We start from the raw sequence: 15,664 nt of genomic DNA on the forward strand, positions 1-15,664 counted from the left end.
TCCAGTTTAAATTCGAGAACTCATTTAACTAGCTAAGCTGAGCGTCTCTGGCTTCTTGGCTACTAAAGCCACGCAAAATATTCAATAACGTAATCGCCGTGAACAACGCGATGACCAATGACAGATGCCACGCTTCGCCAAGGCCAAGTTTAACCAACCCCATACTTACCAGCGAAGACACCACCATTTGGCCGCCTCCCGACATCGCAGCCGCTGCACCTGCGTTCTTTTTGTAAGGCAACATCACCAAAGCTTGAGCACAAGGTAACGCGATACCATTCCCCAGTATCATCAAAAACTGACCGAGCATTAGATAGAGAGGCTCAAGTGGGCAGAAGAAAAGCCACAACGCTGCCGATATATGTAACACAGGCGTGCATAGCAGTGTTTTCTTGTTACCTAACATTGGACGGATACGGTTACACAAACTTGTCCCGCCAAGCATGCCTAACGCAGGGATCACCGCCCACATCGCATATTCATCGGATGTCATCCCGATCTGGTTTTGCATAATAAATGGCATCACCGACACAGTGGTGATCATGAGACTAAAGTTAAGCCAACCAATGCTCGCAAAACTCATAAAGTAGCGAGAAGTGAGTAGCTCTTTGTATTGCGATGCCATCTTCTTCGGTGAGGGAATCGGCGAGAGCTGTAAAACCGTTTCTTTGAATTTAAACGCCAATACGACCCAAGCTAATGAGACATAGCCAAGTAGCGAGATAAACACCATACTCCAGCCAAAGTGGAAGTTGATAAAGCCACCAATGACGGGGGCAATAAGAGGTGTAATCGACGCAACCATCGCAATGTAAGACATCGCTAATGGTAAGTCAGCACCGTTGAATCTATCTCGTGTGGAAGCGCGAGCCAGCACAGCACAACAGCCCGTGCCCAATCCCTGCAGGAATCGCCCCAATACCATACTGGTAAAAGAATGGCTGAAGAAGATGATCATCAACAAGCCACACATGGCGAGTAGTAAGCCACTTAATAGTACCTTTTTACGCCCCAAAGCATCTGAAATTGGACCATAAACAAACTGTGAAGGCCCGAAGCCTAGCAGGTAGACACTCACCAACAGCTGAGCTTGCTCTAGCGAGACATCAAAGTCCTTTGCGATCCAAGGTAAAGAAGGAAATACCAAACCCATACTGAGTTGGCCGATACTGATGACTAAACACGCCAGTAAGATTGACTTAAAATCAAATCGACGGCTCATGAGGCTGTACACGTAATTAAAAGGTTTGCTTTATCAACCTCACAACATAGAGATATAGAAGATAGAGAGAATGTTGCAGGTATGATATTCATGGTGCTCCGAAAGGATCGATTGGACTGTCGCAGGGTAAACATACGTTAGCTCGTATAATCATACAACACTGGCTGAACTAAATATGTGAATAGTCACTTTTCACACACCTTAACTTTCCGCCTGTCGCTCACACAAGCTAGACTAACACTAGCGCGCAACAATGAAGGGACTTCAATGAACACCTATCACCGTATCCTCACCTCAGCTTTGGCACTGGTTGTGTCTGGTCCCCTTGCCTCAACAACGGCTTTTGCTTGGCAAGCTGAGAAGATAACCGATGGACTTGTGATTCCATGGGGACTCGCCTATGTAGACGAAGGATCCATGTTAATCACAGAAAAAGAAGGTGTGATCAAACATGTTGATCTGAAAACCGGTGACCAGAGCACACTGTTCAGGCTTCCCAATGTGTGGGCAAAGGGTCAAGGTGGAGCGTTAGATATCACCTTTTCGCCCTTTGAAGAAAACAAACTCTATATCACTTACAGCAAAAACATCGATGATGAAGGTGTAACCACACTCGCTTCTGCTGATTACCAAAATAGTGAAGTGTCTAATTGGCAAGATGTATTCGTTTCAGAATCTAGAACCGACACTGGACGTCACTTTGGCAGTCGCATTACCTTCGATGATAGCCACCTCTACTTTTCGATTGGCGACCGTGGTGATCGAGATAACGGGCAAAATACCTTAACTCATGCAGGTTCAATATTGCGCTTGAATGCTGACGGAAGCACACCAAGTGACAATCCATTTGTAAACAACGACAAGGTTCTCAACGAAATCTGGAGCTATGGCCACCGAAACCCGCAAGGACTGTTCTACGACTTCCCAAGTCAAAAGCTGTGGTCGATTGAGCATGGCCCACGTGGTGGTGATGAAATTAACCTAATAAAAGCGGGAGCCAACTACGGATGGCCTGTCACATCTCATGGTAAAGAGTATTGGGGACCAATCAGCGTTGGTGATTCGGAAACTAAAGAAGGCATCGAAGCACCTAAAAAGGTCTACATTCCTTCAATCGCCCCTGGCAGCTTAGTGGTTTATCAAGGGGATAAGTTCCCAGAGCTCAAAGGAAAATTATTAGCAGGCGCACTTAAACTTACCCATATCAATGTGGTAACGGTCAATGAGCAAGGTGATGCGACTGACGAGCAACGTATTCTAGAAGACCTAGGCGAAAGAATCAGAGACATCGAAACCTCACCAGATGGGGATATTTTCTTCAGTACTGACAATGGCAACCTCTATCGCCTAAAAAGGTAGCAACTCCGTTAAAACAATCAGCACAAACATTAGATGATTTTATAAATAAAGCCGTTAAATACGGGGCTTCAGGTCAATTTAGCGGCTTTCTTTTCCGAAAGCACAATATGTAAAAACAGTGCAACCACTCTAATTTTGTCATCAAACTTACCTATGTTTTTCACAAAAACGACAAGAAATCACCATACAACTGTAACTACATGATATTTAAGGAATGCAAAGTTTGACTACCCCCAAGTTTCTGCAACCTTTCACTATGGATTCGATTGACTATCCCCTGATTTGATTTAGACTCGATTTCGGCTAGAAAGAAAGTTCTTTGTATATAAACATTTCGTTGGATTACTAGTAACCCCGTTGTGTTGTACGCAATAGCAATAAACTTTTCCACGCTATCAGTGCCACAATTGGCTCACTATAAAAATTAATTTTAGGGATAACATCATGTCTAACACAGTTACTGGTACAGTAAAATGGTTCAACGAAACTAAAGGCTTCGGTTTCATTCAACAAGAAAACGGTCCAGACGTATTTGCACACTTCTCTGCAATCATTGGCGAAGGTTTCAAAACTCTTGCTGAAGGCCAAAAAGTTGAGTTCGTAGTATCTCAAGGTCAGAAAGGCCCACAAGCTGACAGCATCAAAGTACTTTAATTTAGTATTTTAAAGCTTTCTAAAAATAGCCAGCCTCTGCTGGCTATTTTTTTACCCGACCGATCGTTTGAGTGACCACTACGTCAGGGCGACATGCGCTAAGACCAAGCCATAGCACGGAGAACAAAAACCCAAACGGAAACCCCTGGTCAAAACCGTCTATCAACTCATATCAATCTTAGTCAAAGCAGCTCCTAGGTCGAAGTTCCTTTATCTAATACCTAAAGTTCACCTCAATATTCATCACTTAACCACCACGTAAAACTAAGCCTAGTTCATTACATTTAGTCGTCAGCACAGTAAAATATTTGACTACCCTCACAACTCACTCGAATGTAAGAAATCCGCATAAAAATGGCCGCCTTACAATCGGCTGTATTTTTGTTTGTACTTGCGCTCACTTTAATCCCTGCCTGTTATTCCTAGAAAACCTAGAAAATTATACTAAGGATACGAATATACAACGAACGTTATACATGTGTGTTAAAGCTCAAGTATTAAGCACTCATTTTATAAATTCATCTTCAATCCACACGCCAATCTTGATATGCTACTAGATGAATACTTTAATAAAAACATCAATAAAATGAGTGTATTAGTATGAAAAAAACAATATTTACCCTTTCTATTACCACTTTATTTTCAGTCGCCGCTGTTGCTGCAGATTCTATGTTAGGTGAACCTAGAGAACTTTTGCCGAATGAAGACATCAAGAGTTTTTCAATGGTAGATCTTAACGGTGACAACATTGAGGAACTGGTTTTCGTTACTGAAAGTGGTCAACTAAAATATTCGCCGCTGACTGGCCTTGGACAGGGTTTAGTTGATTATAGTGCTTATCAGCGCTTTAGAGACCGCCGTGGGTCGTATACCATGAATATCTCGCTGAAAGGAGGTACAAGCTCAAACCCGAAACTCGAAGTATTAAGCAATAGTAAACTTGGCATATCTTTCAATTCAGGCTATCTTTGCGCGGCTAAAATGTCTTTAAAAAATAATAAAATCGTCGCTAAAGCCAGTTCATTCTATGATGCAGCCTATGAAATAACATATATTTCTGATGATTACATAGCAGGAAAAGTGAGATGCTCAGGTCCCAATGGCTTAGAGCAAAATGAATTCGTGCCATTTACAGCGACACGTAATTAATATTAGTTAACAATAATCTAGACTTACCAAGAAGTGTCAATACCTTAAATGTTGACACTTCGTGTTTACTTATACTTCCGCAGTTCTTTTGTATGACTCGGGGCGATCACTTCTCAATCACATAATCGTTAAACGCTTACGTCATAACCACCTAAATTGAACCCGTGTTCTTCCTTGTTAGTTCAACATAAGTGCTTAAAATAATTATGGTGTAACAAAAGCCTCATCTTGCTAGCTAACGGCTCTACTTCGTTTATACTAGGCGCAACTTACCTATAGTCTGTGATTTCAAAAAACCCATTGGTACAGCTATAGACACATCATCCGATTGGAACCCTGACATCATATGGCTCTCAAACCGACAATCTATAAGTTTCACTAAAATACGCCATTCCCTGCCCTACCTAACGCCAACCATATATACCATTATTTTCAATCACTTAATAAAAATAACAACCTAGAAGAACTTCAATAAACTGCTATAATCTCTGAACCTTGGTACACCTTTTGTACCCCTCAAATCACCCTTTTGGTACACCTCAGAGGCACACGTTCATGGCATCTTATAGTATTGAAAAGCGAACTCTAGCGAGCGGTGAGTCTCGCTACAAAGCCACCGTTACCGTGAAACACCGGAGCAAAATTGCTCAACGTTTCTCTAAAACTCATAAGAAAAAAACGCTCGCTACTGCCTGGGCAAAAAATGAAGTGCGAAAGATAGAAGAAGGTGAAACTCAAGACCGTTCTGTACCCATTGGCCAGCTTCTAGACATGTACATTGGGAACAAAAACCTCTGGGACAATACTGGCCGATCTAAACAAACCGTATTAAAAATGCTCCGTGATTGTGACATAGCAAAAATCTATTCCGATGAGCTAACCACTAAAGACTTGATTGAGCACTGCCAGAATAGAGGCAGTACGGGAACCAAGCCCTCTACCGTCTATTCCGACATCTACTTTTTACGTTCGGTATTCAAACGAGCTAAACCTGTATTCAACGTTGCCGCGAACGTGAACACATTCTTAGAAGCAACACCCATTCTGTATGAAATGAAACTCATCGGTAAATCAGAGAAACGAACCAGACGGCCTACTACCGATGAAATAGACCTGTTAAAAGAAGCACTAGAAGAACGCGAGCAGCGCAGAGAAAACAAAATCCCCTATTCAATGCTTCTAGACTTCAGCATCCTGAGCTGTATGAGAGTAAGTGAAGTGTGTGGTATTCGTTGGGAAGACTTAAACGAAGAACTTAGAACAGTGATCGTACGTGACCGAAAAGACCCACGTAAGAAAGAAGGCAACCATATGGTCGTTCCTCTGCTTGGTGAAGCATTCGATATTGTGATGAGGCAAGAGCGTAAGGGAGAGTTGATATTTCCTTACAACCCACGCTCAGTTGGTAGAGGCTTCGTTGAAGTGTGTCAAAAGGTTGGGATTGATAACCTACGTTATCATGACCTACGCCGTGAAGGTGCAAGCCGCTTGTTCGAGAAAGGCTTTACCATTGAAGAGGTTGCTCAGGTAACTGGCCATAGAAACCTAAATACCTTGTGGCAAGTTTATACCCAGTTGTTCCCGCATAAACTACACGACCGTAAAATATAAAAGCGATTAATGGTTTGTAGTGAATATAAAAATATTGACTCGAAGGGGCCTATTTGTGTTCACAAATAGAATCCCCAAAAAAAGCTATTCAACCTATCAAGATCCTGGACATTTTCGAGCTAGAAAGTGCTAAGGGTAAAAATTCAACCTGTGAAGGTTTTGGACATTTCTGTGTCAGTGACTTTGATAAATTAGAAAACCATCAATAACTACAGATATGGCAAATTTACTTGTGAAGAGCTAGTGCGATGAGTAACATCGGACTAGTAAAAGAGTTGGTTTAAGTGCGTATTAAGTACTGTCACGTTAAACCAAGAATATTGTCGTCGGGAAATACGGTCAGCACACTGATAGAGTTTTTATAAAAAAGAGGAATTATGTCTGATATAGCTAATGCAATATATAATCTTGCAGAGCCGAGATTAATTGACTGGGCAACTCTTTTTGTGGCTATAGTCTCAATGATAATTGCATGTTTCGCGGCCAAGTTTTCATTAGACCAGAAAAAGATCTCGACCAGAGTAGAACGTAATAAGGTGTTAGAGGATTTATTTGAAGTTTTACACATTCTCAAACACTATGATGGTGAAAACATAGACAGAAACACGTTGGATAAAACCTTTAAACGATTACAAAGAATTCAACTCACTTGTATGGAAATTTTTACTCCTGAAGGTACAGCGTTTGTAAGAGAAGTACTGGAAAAAACCCATGCTATGGGTACAAAAGCTGTAGCGTATAAACAGGGCGTACCAGAAACTTTTATTCAGATGATGGAACATAGCGGCAACGAGGTAGATATCCTCAGCATAAAGGAAAAACAGCGTACTACTTATGAAGAATATCGCCTTTTTTTCTTCAAAGGTGCATTTGATGAATTTGAGAGGCTCTTTGCCAAATATAAATAACCAGCGATTTATATTTAATAGGGGGTTAACAGCGTCAAAGGTAAGGAGTCATTAAAACTCCTTACCTTGAACTATAGTTATCTCGAAAAAAAATTAAAAAATAAAAACTTTCTTTTACTCAAAAATTAAAAGAAACATTATAGAATTTCAACTGAGTGACCTTAGAGTTAGTATAAATCTATTATCAGGAACATTGCCACCTGTAGTTCCTCTAAGGATAATGCCACCTTTATTGTCAATTGATGATTCAATATCAACATCGCTTAAAGAACCATCATCATTTTCTATTTTTATATCAAATAGTGGCTTTTCACCTTTCTTATGTAACGACTTAGGAATGTACTTACTGAATATTTTTCTATTGACATTTTCAACATTTAAATCCCAGTCATCAGACGCAATTATTATCCTTTTAGGCTTAAGTCTTAAAAACTTCCAAACGGCATAAACTGTACCTAAGATAGTTGATATCACTTTTAGTCCTAAAATTAGCCACTCAACATTTTCTAGCCCAAAAATATTAACAACGTCTTTAATCAATGAAGCAAACATATTTACTAAGACACAAACTATAAAAATAAAATCTTTATATTCCCACTCAAAATCGTCTAGAAACTTCATCACTACTTTCCTTAAGGTTTAATTTTAAAACATCCATATGATTGATTTTCATCTATTTAATTCTTAAAGTTTGTATATTTATACAATACACTGTCTTTATTTAAATTATCTATAAATTGATTTATATTTCGATAGTTAGTATCTAAACCAAAATCAGATAATTTAACTTCTTCATTAAAAAGATGAAGTGATAAATTATTAATAGTTTCAATCATATTTTTCTTAAATTCTTCATGCCCATCATCAATTCGTTGCACTGTTTTAAAAGCATCTTTGATACTACTTTCTGTTCTTTCTGAATATATTGGTGAGGTTAGCGTTAAAAATGTTATGGCCTGTTGGACAATTTCATTTACATATTTTTGACTTGAAAAACCGTTTTTACTATTATGAACTTGAACTTTACAGGCAGTCATGAGAGTTTTTTTTGCCTTCTCATCAAAGTCTTGAAGGTTCTTTATTGCTTGTATTTCCCAACTTTTACATAATTCATCTGTAGTTTTATCTTGATATGAATAAGCTGGCTTTAAAAATTCAAAATACTTTATACCACATAGATAAAGTTCAATCATATTATTGAATAATTCTATTTTATAGTCAAAATTCCTCTCACCAAACCACTCATTTTTAGCTTTCCAAGCAATAATAACAGCAAGGCATGTTGCTAAACCACCAAGAAAACTACCTATATTACCCACTTGTTCTATAAGATTAATGTCTGCTTTGAAAATGATACCCAGACATATACCTAGAGTCATGTAAGTAAGCATACTTAATATATATACAATAAAATTAGATATTTTAATTCTTTTTTTCATTATTCACCTTTCTCAAAGTAAAAAAACAGCACCCAACGATGGAATAAAAAACGCCATTCATTGGGAATCTACCTTAGTCTCTTGTTATATTCTTATGGCTGGCTCTAGCTTCATTGTTGGAGCGCCTATTGGCTCAATAGTGTAATACAAAGCGATATAGTCATCACCCAAGTATTCGGGAATAATTTGCAGCGTTAAGTACTGTCCTTTGTATGCAATCTCTATGTAAGGTATTTCGTAGATTTTGAAGGATATAGAACCTGCGTTTCTCTCTAGGATACTTGCCTTACTTCCCGCTTTAGAACGAGCAGCAAGCTGGACCTGATCAAAATTCACTCCGCCAAACACAAGTCGATCGAAATGTTTTTCAATAAATAGATTCCCATCCAGTATTGGAGAGCGAAGGCTAGGAACTTCAGTTTTTTCACGACGACTAAATTTAGATATTTTTTGTTCAGTCACCTCCTGTGGAAGTGTGTTCTTTGTGCCAAAATATCGTAAATCGTCAGGTAAATATTTAGTCCCTATGCCTTGGAAGAGAAACATAACAAGAGTACCCGTTCCACCAATCACCCACTTTATATATTTTTTCATATTAATAATTAGCTACAAATATTTATTGCAATTATACCTTATTAGTCAACGAAACAAGTACTATAAGATTGGATTGCATGTAACGCTTCATAGACGGAATTTTATGCAACCAATCAAAAAACTAATTATACTCACGCTCGATCTAATGCCCGTATTACCTAGCAAATAGGATGTTAACTTCAGAAATGACCGAAAGTTTCTATATAACTCCGGCGGCATCGGAGCAATACGATTTTCAACCTACATACACCCCAAATAAGCTCGGTCTGACTCTCTTCAATTGGATTAGATTTTATAGGGAAAACGCACGTCCACTAAAGGAGGTAGAGTATTTGTCCTAACACGTTTTGGGGCAGTTCTGAGCTAGCTGGCACTTTTTGAGAAAAGTGCCACGAGTAAAACTTCAGATACGGAGTAAGACCGAGGATCGCCTATAGACAATTATCAAGCCCGCCAACCTTCTAGAGCAGATCGCACAGAGGCTCGGGCTTGTCCAACACTTGGGATTTAACGTTGGCTACGCAACGCTTAATCCTTATCTGTTAGCCGTTTAGTCGCAGTTTCCCTTAATGTTACCTACGAACATATTTGCCCCATTAAAAGCTCCAAACCCATTAATGGACTTTGTATATACGGCTTTTCCTGAATCTGGATATACAGCCCACGTTTCTATAGTCGATTCGCCATCATTACCAACATCTGCGCAGATTAATGTAGCCGTGCCAGCTTGAAAACAGCTCATGTTATTTGGAGATACGCTACTTTCTTCACCTTCAAATTCAACAATGAATTTTTGAGATGAAATACCATCTTTGTCTATTTCAAAGCTTTCGATTTGACGTGTAGAAAAGCCCTTTAGGTCGCCTACTACATAGCAACTAGCTTGACTGGTAAATGATACTAACAAAAAAACAAAAGTGAGATACTTCATAACTTCTCCAAACGGCTAACGCATATTAGACGGATTTTTTCCGTAATTTTATGTAACCAATGATAACGATAATTATACTCACGCTCAATCTAACGCCAGTATTGCCTAGCGACTAGGGGTTGAAATTCAGAAATTGACGAAAGATTCCGTATAACTCCGGTGGCTTCGGAGCAATACGATTGTCAAACTACATACACCCAAAATAAGCTCGGCCTGAGCCTCTTCCATCGGATTAGATTTGATTAGGGAAAACGTACGCCCCATAAAAGGTGTAGGGTATTTGATCTAAGTGGTTTCGGGGCACTTTCGAGCTAGAAGATGCCATGGGGAAAAATTCAACCTTAGCAGTTTTCTGGATAATTCCGTTTTAGTGAAATTGTTGACTTAGCAAAGCATGAATTATTAAAAACATAGAAAGGTCGCTTATCTTTGTGTCCAGGCTAACTAGAGCAAAGCACCCTTTCGGATGCCTGTACGTTTCTATATCACCGCCTTCATGACGGTGGTAACAACTTTCCCGATTACCGCGAACTCGTCGAGTTTCTCCCCATTCACGATAAACGAATCATATTCTTCTTTGTTGTCTGAGATGACGTTATAGCCCTCAGCCATGATGTCGTACTTCAGGCGTTTTATGTAGACGTGCTTACCAATGCGAACAACATAGACACCATGCTTTACTGGGTGATCGAGTTCCCGGGTATCGACTAATACTTCATCGCCGTCGCTCAAAGTGTCTTCCATTGAGTCACCGTGACAAATGATGATACGTGCATCTTCTTCTGTTAGGCCGAAGCGTCTTAACCATAAACAAGGTAGGAATTCGGTTCTGAGTTGGTATTCGGTATCGTTTTGAGCACCAAACCCACAAGAGGCATAAACGTTGTACACGGGTACAGCGCACATATCGCCTATTTGAGAAGTGGCTTTCACAGACTTAACATTCGAAATCTCTGTGACATTGCCATCGGTATTGCGAGAGGCTCGGCTAGCAACCTGCTGGCTAGTTTTGCTGCTACCAATATCAACTTGCTCTACTGACGTCGAAGTTACGCTAGGTGCTGATGCAGTTAATAGATATTCCGCTTCATCAAGATCCGTGACGTATTTCTCAATCAGTTGTTTTTTTACATCTGGGTGGAAATTAGAAATATGGTATTCAAATACTTTGCTAGAAGTAGCACTTTGTCTTGATAACCAATTGTTACGTCTACCTTTTTGGGAGACACCAGTCACTGATTTAGGCATTCCATCCAAACCCACTAAATCCGAACTTAGAAACCACTCTTTCACACAAACACCAATAAACACCGATAATCACTTGACATAGTCACCATCTGGGCGCACCATTCACATAAACACGAACAAACAAAATGTTTATCTATCATATTAGTCAAGAACAAGGATAAACACCAATTAACTAAGAACTATATCACGTCAGTGCTGTAGTGAAAATGAGGATAACTATATGAGCATGGATATTCACTACGGGCTTCAAGCAATGTTTGGTAAGCCGATTGTCCAATTAAGCGAAGTTTCAGAATCATTTTTTGGAATGAAGTATGCGACGGCTAAAGCCAAAGTTAGCAGCCATGAATTCCCTATCCCTGCCTTTCGTCTTCATGAAGAAAGTGAAGCTAACAAAGGTACAAAAGTTCCGTTATTGATTCGAGTTAACGACCTTGCTGATTACGTTGTAAGAAAACACGAGGAAGAGCGAGCAAGGATGGAATCCATCTACGGAAAGTTTCATCGTCATTAAAACCATCTTCGAAGCTAACCACTTTTCTTATGTTTCATAGTGAGTATCAGACATGGAAGTGAACCAGACAATGTGCGTCTTTTTAGCGGATGTACAAGAACAGTACAACGAAGCATGCGGCTTATTTCGAGCACGACACCGTAACGAGCTAACAGACATAGCCAAAGCTTGTGGCCTTAGGTCAAACATGTTGCGTAACAAACTGAATGTCGAGCAACCTCACGTACTTTCTTTACCTGAAATGATGGCAATTTCTAAAGCAACGGATGACTACGTAATTTTAGAAGTTGTACTTCGCCAGTTACGGCTAGTGACCGCTCATATTCCTGAAGGTGAAAGAGAAACGTTTATTAAACGTGCTCTAAACAACTCTGTGATTGCTGGAGATATCTCTCAGCTTGCTTTAGACACGGCAGGCCAAAGAGCCCTGCCTCGCTCAACTCGAAACTCAATTATCAAAACGGCACAAGCTGGTATTAGCAACTTGGTGCTGCTCATTAACGACCTAGAAGACCGCACAAGTGGTGCTCATCCTTTCTTATGTATGGGTGTGGACTTGTTAGCCAACGGTGCGCCTTTACCCGGCCTCACTTAATTACGGGGTGTAATTATGAAAAAACCATTTATCGCGATTCAAATCAACTCATTGGAAGAAGCACTCAACATCGAAAATGTTGCTGCACTCACTATCACCAAATATCAAACGAACGAAGTAGAAGGCCAAGAGCAACTGCAGAATAACTTGATCGCAATGTGGCGCGGCATTCATAAGCAAGCGGGTGACGCTCTCGACCAGTTCAAGGTTTACCAGAAGGAACCAGTATGAAAACTCTACTCAAAACCATCACTTCAGGTGAAGACAAAATTTATGTCTACGAGGCTGGGTATGTCGAAGGCGTGAAAGCTGCTGAAGCTTATTTAGCAGGCTCTGACGGATGGGGAGCTTCTATGTACTTCCCTTTGTATAAGGTCGAAGACTTCGCTCAAAACCAAGCTCAGGTTGCCAAGTTCCTTGAGCTTGCCAAAGAGAAACTCGGGATGAAGGCAGAACCATGCAATACGTAGCGGTTGTACTGAACAGCGGTGGCGGCGTGGTTCGTGATGATGAAACTAGCGAAGTTAAGAATCTTCTTCTCGGTGAGTTTGATTCACCAGACCCAGCAATCGAAGCGGCTTGTGAGCACTTCAACTGTCAGCATGTTATGAACGGCGTGATCATCAGAGGTAATCACACTGGCGGTCACATGATTATGGACACACAGGAGTTTAGCGAATTATGAGTGACGTTACTTTTAGACCAGCTAAATCGACGGCTGACTTGCCTATCACTTCTCCAATACACAAGCCCTGCCCTGATATGGCAGGGATGGAGAAACCAGATCCAAAGAAACGAGAGCGAGCGCGCTTTTTAGTGTCGAAGTTGCGCGAAAAACACGGCATTAAAAAGCGTGTTAAGGGCAACTCTCAGCCAATGAATTATGTGTGTAGTGAAAACGGGTGCGCTGAACCTTGGGGCTCGGTAAGTAATGCGAATCCAGGGGATGTGAAGCAATAAGCGATGAAGATTGAAACTCTGTACCATGTGGCCGGAGCTGTCCGGCCTATTGATGAAGTTAAAACTGCTAATGCCAGCTATGAAGCTGGTTTTTTAGGTTCCAAAATTCCTCACTACACAGAATACGAGCAACAATTGCTCGATTCTGGCGTGGTTAAATCTCTTCCTGTTTACGACCGTGTTTTTAATCAAAAATCAAAGCACGTTACAGATGTTAAGTTGGCAACTGAACATTTCAAAAGGCTAAATTCAAACTCCAAACCCGACCGCGAAGCGGCGGCCGAAAGGCCGGAGACACTAGGCTTGTCCAAGGGCGCAAAAGTCCGACACGAGAAAAAGCGTTTAAAGTTGGCTCGAATCAACAAGCGTGTGAAGGTTATCGGGCAACCCGTTGGCACTAAGACAGAGCTTGATAGCCGAATGGGTCATGAAAGCTTTGATGCGTTATACGCGAGTACAGAGCGAAATACTGCGCGAGTTTTACCACTGAAGCATGAGAAAAGGCCTCCTTTCGAGAGGAAGCTATCACCAATCTCTCTTCAACTGCAAAAACGAGACTGGTCCGGGCAAATGCGCGCTCAAATTGTTACCCAGACGCCTGCAGGAAATGCACCCGAGGCTAATTCGGGTACTCGTTATACGGAAAAGCTAACACCAAAGAGCGTTTCTAACATGTTCGAGAGTGGTGCGTATGTTGCCCAATGTCATGAAGGGTTTACGACATTTCTGACTTTGACTTTTACACCGGCACAACGTCACGCCATTTTTGGAGCAATGGATGAAGGCATCGATGCTGACGGCCCGTTCACTCCAGTAGAGTTTGAACGAGATACCGGTGATCTTATTCCTGGCAAAGACGGCCTGTATACACAGTTACCAAAACAACCATTCAAAATCATTAAACCACTCGATACCAGTATTGGGCGCGAAACTTCCCGCTTTCTCGATGGCAGCAAAAAGATGTTTCATCGAGGTTGGTACACAGAAGATGGCGATTACGTTCCTGGGCAATTTAAAGCGAAGCCTTCACCCTTTGGCCCTGATAGAGATAAAGCTGATTTCCATTATATGTGGGTTGCAGAAAGCCCAATGAATGAAGATGGCGAACCCAACCCGCACGTTCACTTATTGTTGAAATGGACGGTCGATAAAAAGCATTTCAAAGACTGGGCCAAACGTTTGGAATCGCTATGGGGTCATGGCATGGCTCACATCGAAAGAATTAGACAGCCCAAAGCAGCCAGTACTTATCTCATCAAAGCGGTGGGCTATGCGGCCAAAGGCAATAACGCTGACCAAGGTTTAATTAAAGGGAATCGTTACAGCATAGCGAGAGTCTCACGCGCACCAAGTTGGGAAACTCTCGCCTCGTTTGAAGCCGACAATATTACGGCTGTGATTCGAGAGTTGGGTTACAAGCTTGAGCAGTGGAAAAAACCTTTGCTGCGAACAATCTCACGTATCAATAAGCAAAAAGCTCAAACCGTGAAAGCGTCGAGTATCGCCAAGCAACAAGGCAAGCCTGAAGACCATCTCAAAAAACTGCAGTCACGAATTATTCGCTTAGAACATGCGGCTAAGAAAACCACGCAAGAAATCAAGTCTCGCCAAATGCATGCTTCTAGTGGTAACCGGTTCTCGATAACTTTTGACGGCGATGAAGCCAAAGAACGGATGGATAACTTCTTGATGTGGGCAGCTGGAGCTAGAGGTTGGTCGATGACTTGTCGTGATATCGATTGTAGCGATTTAAAGCAAGAAGCAGATGAAACTTATCACGCGCAATATCACCACTTCTTAGAACGGCGGGCTTATTGGCGATCGGTTCTTGGTGAACCTTACATACCCGAAGAACCCGATGAGGATGAAGTGAGTTATTGGCAAAGTGCCAAAGCGGATTATTTAGAAGGGAGATTACAATAATGCTAGTGACATGCCCAAAATGTGAAAGCAAAACTCGAATTGCGACCTCGCGTTCCATCAGTTCAGAAACGCGAGAGCTGTACTGCCAATGTTTAAACCTTAATTGTGGAAAAGTGTTTGTAGCGCATACGTCGTTCTCGCACTTCATTGAACCGACAGGCCAAAAGCCAAGCTCAGAACTGCAGCCTGAGCTGTGTAAAGGTGCTGTGAACCAAATCGATATCTTTGAAGCAGAACAACCAAGCACTTAAAACAAGCAGTCTAGACTACGGGTATTTTGAATAAATGAACCTTATTCCTAAAAAGCGCCTTGATGCTTTGCTTGAAGTGATCTCAAAAAGAGATATGCCAGAACAAACTCGCAAAGCCGTGAAACTGGTGTTCGAGTCTGGCTATTCTTACGAACTGGCTTCACTAAGAACTGGCGTATCAAGCAAGCGCGTTTCATTGGCCGTGCGCAAGCTGAACCAAATGGATGGGAAATTAGTGAAGGCGTACAGAGTGTGAATAATGAATTGAATAAGTTGATGTAATAGTACAGCTCATCTAAAAAGTGA

20 protein-coding genes are annotated in these 15,664 nt (G+C 41.1%); 14 read left to right on the forward strand and 6 right to left on the reverse strand.

Annotated elements, in window-relative coordinates:
• Nucleotides 1–28 precede the first annotated feature (28 nt).
• A complete protein-coding gene (locus BTO10_RS03715; protein WP_004737280.1) occupies nt 29–1,222 on the reverse strand; it encodes a multidrug effflux MFS transporter in 1,194 nt (397 codons plus the stop codon).
• 267 nt (nt 1,223–1,489) lie between these two features.
• On the opposite strand from BTO10_RS03715, the gene BTO10_RS03720 reads away from it, so the two are divergent.
• The 5 genes from BTO10_RS03720 (at nt 1,490) to BTO10_RS03745 (ending at nt 6,903) form a co-directional block, all read left to right on the forward strand.
• Nucleotides 1,490–2,581 carry a PQQ-dependent sugar dehydrogenase gene (locus BTO10_RS03720; protein WP_105023605.1) on the forward strand — a complete coding sequence of 364 codons (1,092 nt, stop codon included), beginning with the start codon at nt 1,490–1,492 and terminating at the stop codon, nt 2,579–2,581.
• 444 nt (nt 2,582–3,025) lie between these two features.
• On the forward strand, nt 3,026–3,235 hold the full coding sequence (locus tag BTO10_RS03730) for a cold-shock protein (RefSeq protein ID WP_105023606.1): 210 nt from the start codon (nt 3,026–3,028) through the stop codon (nt 3,233–3,235).
• A gap of 600 nt (nt 3,236–3,835) precedes the next feature.
• The gene (locus BTO10_RS03735; protein WP_105023607.1) at nt 3,836–4,384 is read left to right on the forward strand and encodes a hypothetical protein; all 549 of its coding nucleotides are present in this window, start codon (nt 3,836–3,838) and stop codon (nt 4,382–4,384) included.
• Nucleotides 4,385–4,939: 555 nt separating this feature from the next.
• Nucleotides 4,940–5,995, forward strand: coding sequence for a tyrosine-type recombinase/integrase (locus tag BTO10_RS03740; RefSeq protein ID WP_004737276.1), 1,056 nt, complete (start codon nt 4,940–4,942; stop codon nt 5,993–5,995).
• 377 nt (nt 5,996–6,372) lie between these two features.
• A complete protein-coding gene (locus tag BTO10_RS03745) occupies nt 6,373–6,903 on the forward strand; it encodes a hypothetical protein (protein WP_105023608.1) in 531 nt (176 codons plus the stop codon).
• A gap of 147 nt (nt 6,904–7,050) precedes the next feature.
• Here the strand turns inward: BTO10_RS03745 and BTO10_RS03750 are convergent, their stop codons facing one another.
• The 5 genes from BTO10_RS03750 to BTO10_RS03770 form a co-directional block, all read right to left on the reverse strand.
• Complete coding sequence (locus tag BTO10_RS03750) at nt 7,051–7,524, reverse strand: hypothetical protein (RefSeq protein WP_105023609.1); 474 nt, start codon at nt 7,522–7,524, stop codon at nt 7,051–7,053.
• A 56-nt stretch (nt 7,525–7,580) separates the two neighbouring features.
• Complete coding sequence (locus tag BTO10_RS03755; RefSeq protein ID WP_105023610.1) at nt 7,581–8,342, reverse strand: hypothetical protein; 762 nt, start codon at nt 8,340–8,342, stop codon at nt 7,581–7,583.
• An 84-nt stretch (nt 8,343–8,426) separates the two neighbouring features.
• The gene (locus BTO10_RS03760) at nt 8,427–8,936 is read right to left on the reverse strand and encodes a hypothetical protein (protein ID WP_105023611.1); all 510 of its coding nucleotides are present in this window, start codon (nt 8,934–8,936) and stop codon (nt 8,427–8,429) included.
• A gap of 550 nt (nt 8,937–9,486) precedes the next feature.
• Nucleotides 9,487–9,867 carry a hypothetical protein gene (locus BTO10_RS03765; protein ID WP_105023612.1) on the reverse strand — a complete coding sequence of 127 codons (381 nt, stop codon included), beginning with the start codon at nt 9,865–9,867 and terminating at the stop codon, nt 9,487–9,489.
• Nucleotides 9,868–10,347: 480 nt separating this feature from the next.
• A complete protein-coding gene (locus BTO10_RS03770; protein WP_105023613.1) occupies nt 10,348–11,160 on the reverse strand; it encodes a helix-turn-helix domain-containing protein in 813 nt (270 codons plus the stop codon).
• 175 nt (nt 11,161–11,335) lie between these two features.
• Between BTO10_RS03770 and BTO10_RS03775 the strand changes: the two genes are divergently transcribed.
• The 9 genes from BTO10_RS03775 to BTO10_RS03815 are packed head-to-tail and all read left to right on the forward strand — an operon-like array spanning nt 11,336 to nt 15,614.
• Nucleotides 11,336–11,629, forward strand: coding sequence for a pyocin activator PrtN family protein (locus tag BTO10_RS03775; RefSeq protein ID WP_099165635.1), 294 nt, complete (start codon nt 11,336–11,338; stop codon nt 11,627–11,629).
• A gap of 52 nt (nt 11,630–11,681) precedes the next feature.
• Nucleotides 11,682–12,224, forward strand: coding sequence for a phage regulatory CII family protein (locus tag BTO10_RS03780; protein WP_105023614.1), 543 nt, complete (start codon nt 11,682–11,684; stop codon nt 12,222–12,224).
• A gap of 15 nt (nt 12,225–12,239) precedes the next feature.
• The gene (locus BTO10_RS03785) at nt 12,240–12,455 is read left to right on the forward strand and encodes a hypothetical protein (RefSeq protein ID WP_105023615.1); all 216 of its coding nucleotides are present in this window, start codon (nt 12,240–12,242) and stop codon (nt 12,453–12,455) included.
• On the forward strand, nt 12,452–12,694 hold the full coding sequence (locus BTO10_RS03790) for a hypothetical protein (protein WP_105023616.1): 243 nt from the start codon (nt 12,452–12,454) through the stop codon (nt 12,692–12,694). The genes BTO10_RS03785 and BTO10_RS03790 overlap by 4 nt, the downstream gene beginning before the upstream one ends.
• Nucleotides 12,682–12,909: a hypothetical protein gene (locus BTO10_RS03795; RefSeq protein WP_105023617.1), complete on the forward strand. Its 228-nt coding sequence runs from the start codon at nt 12,682–12,684 to the stop codon at nt 12,907–12,909. The genes BTO10_RS03790 and BTO10_RS03795 overlap by 13 nt, the downstream gene beginning before the upstream one ends.
• Nucleotides 12,906–13,184: a hypothetical protein gene (locus BTO10_RS03800; protein ID WP_105023618.1), complete on the forward strand. Its 279-nt coding sequence runs from the start codon at nt 12,906–12,908 to the stop codon at nt 13,182–13,184. Before BTO10_RS03795 ends, BTO10_RS03800 begins: the two co-directional genes overlap by 4 nt.
• 3 nt (nt 13,185–13,187) lie before the next feature.
• The gene (locus BTO10_RS03805) at nt 13,188–15,107 is read left to right on the forward strand and encodes a rolling circle replication-associated protein (protein ID WP_105023619.1); all 1,920 of its coding nucleotides are present in this window, start codon (nt 13,188–13,190) and stop codon (nt 15,105–15,107) included.
• Complete coding sequence (locus BTO10_RS03810; RefSeq protein WP_105023620.1) at nt 15,107–15,358, forward strand: ogr/Delta-like zinc finger family protein; 252 nt, start codon at nt 15,107–15,109, stop codon at nt 15,356–15,358. The genes BTO10_RS03805 and BTO10_RS03810 overlap by 1 nt, the downstream gene beginning before the upstream one ends.
• A gap of 34 nt (nt 15,359–15,392) precedes the next feature.
• Complete coding sequence (locus tag BTO10_RS03815) at nt 15,393–15,614, forward strand: hypothetical protein (protein ID WP_105023621.1); 222 nt, start codon at nt 15,393–15,395, stop codon at nt 15,612–15,614.
• The last annotated feature ends 50 nt before the right edge of the window (nt 15,615–15,664 follow it).

The organism is Vibrio chagasii (assembly GCF_002954585.1).
Classification (GTDB): domain Bacteria; phylum Pseudomonadota; class Gammaproteobacteria; order Enterobacterales; family Vibrionaceae; genus Vibrio; species Vibrio chagasii_A.

Coding starts and splice junctions, on each gene's coding strand:
- BTO10_RS03715 (WP_004737280.1), bottom strand. CDS start 1,222: ATGAGCCGTCGATTTGATTTTAAGTCAATCTTACTGGCGTGTTTAGTC.
- BTO10_RS03720 (WP_105023605.1), top strand. CDS start 1,490: ATGAACACCTATCACCGTATCCTCACCTCAGCTTTGGCACTGGTTGTG.
- BTO10_RS03730 (WP_105023606.1), top strand. CDS start 3,026: ATGTCTAACACAGTTACTGGTACAGTAAAATGGTTCAACGAAACTAAA.
- BTO10_RS03735 (WP_105023607.1), top strand. CDS start 3,836: ATGAAAAAAACAATATTTACCCTTTCTATTACCACTTTATTTTCAGTC.
- BTO10_RS03740 (WP_004737276.1), top strand. CDS start 4,940: ATGGCATCTTATAGTATTGAAAAGCGAACTCTAGCGAGCGGTGAGTCT.
- BTO10_RS03745 (WP_105023608.1), top strand. CDS start 6,373: ATGTCTGATATAGCTAATGCAATATATAATCTTGCAGAGCCGAGATTA.
- BTO10_RS03750 (WP_105023609.1), bottom strand. CDS start 7,524: ATGAAGTTTCTAGACGATTTTGAGTGGGAATATAAAGATTTTATTTTT.
- BTO10_RS03755 (WP_105023610.1), bottom strand. CDS start 8,342: ATGAAAAAAAGAATTAAAATATCTAATTTTATTGTATATATATTAAGT.
- BTO10_RS03760 (WP_105023611.1), bottom strand. CDS start 8,936: ATGAAAAAATATATAAAGTGGGTGATTGGTGGAACGGGTACTCTTGTT.
- BTO10_RS03765 (WP_105023612.1), bottom strand. CDS start 9,867: ATGAAGTATCTCACTTTTGTTTTTTTGTTAGTATCATTTACCAGTCAA.
- BTO10_RS03775 (WP_099165635.1), top strand. CDS start 11,336: ATGAGCATGGATATTCACTACGGGCTTCAAGCAATGTTTGGTAAGCCG.
- BTO10_RS03780 (WP_105023614.1), top strand. CDS start 11,682: ATGGAAGTGAACCAGACAATGTGCGTCTTTTTAGCGGATGTACAAGAA.
- BTO10_RS03785 (WP_105023615.1), top strand. CDS start 12,240: ATGAAAAAACCATTTATCGCGATTCAAATCAACTCATTGGAAGAAGCA.
- BTO10_RS03790 (WP_105023616.1), top strand. CDS start 12,452: ATGAAAACTCTACTCAAAACCATCACTTCAGGTGAAGACAAAATTTAT.
- BTO10_RS03795 (WP_105023617.1), top strand. CDS start 12,682: ATGCAATACGTAGCGGTTGTACTGAACAGCGGTGGCGGCGTGGTTCGT.
- BTO10_RS03800 (WP_105023618.1), top strand. CDS start 12,906: ATGAGTGACGTTACTTTTAGACCAGCTAAATCGACGGCTGACTTGCCT.
- BTO10_RS03805 (WP_105023619.1), top strand. CDS start 13,188: ATGAAGATTGAAACTCTGTACCATGTGGCCGGAGCTGTCCGGCCTATT.
- BTO10_RS03810 (WP_105023620.1), top strand. CDS start 15,107: ATGCTAGTGACATGCCCAAAATGTGAAAGCAAAACTCGAATTGCGACC.
- BTO10_RS03815 (WP_105023621.1), top strand. CDS start 15,393: ATGAACCTTATTCCTAAAAAGCGCCTTGATGCTTTGCTTGAAGTGATC.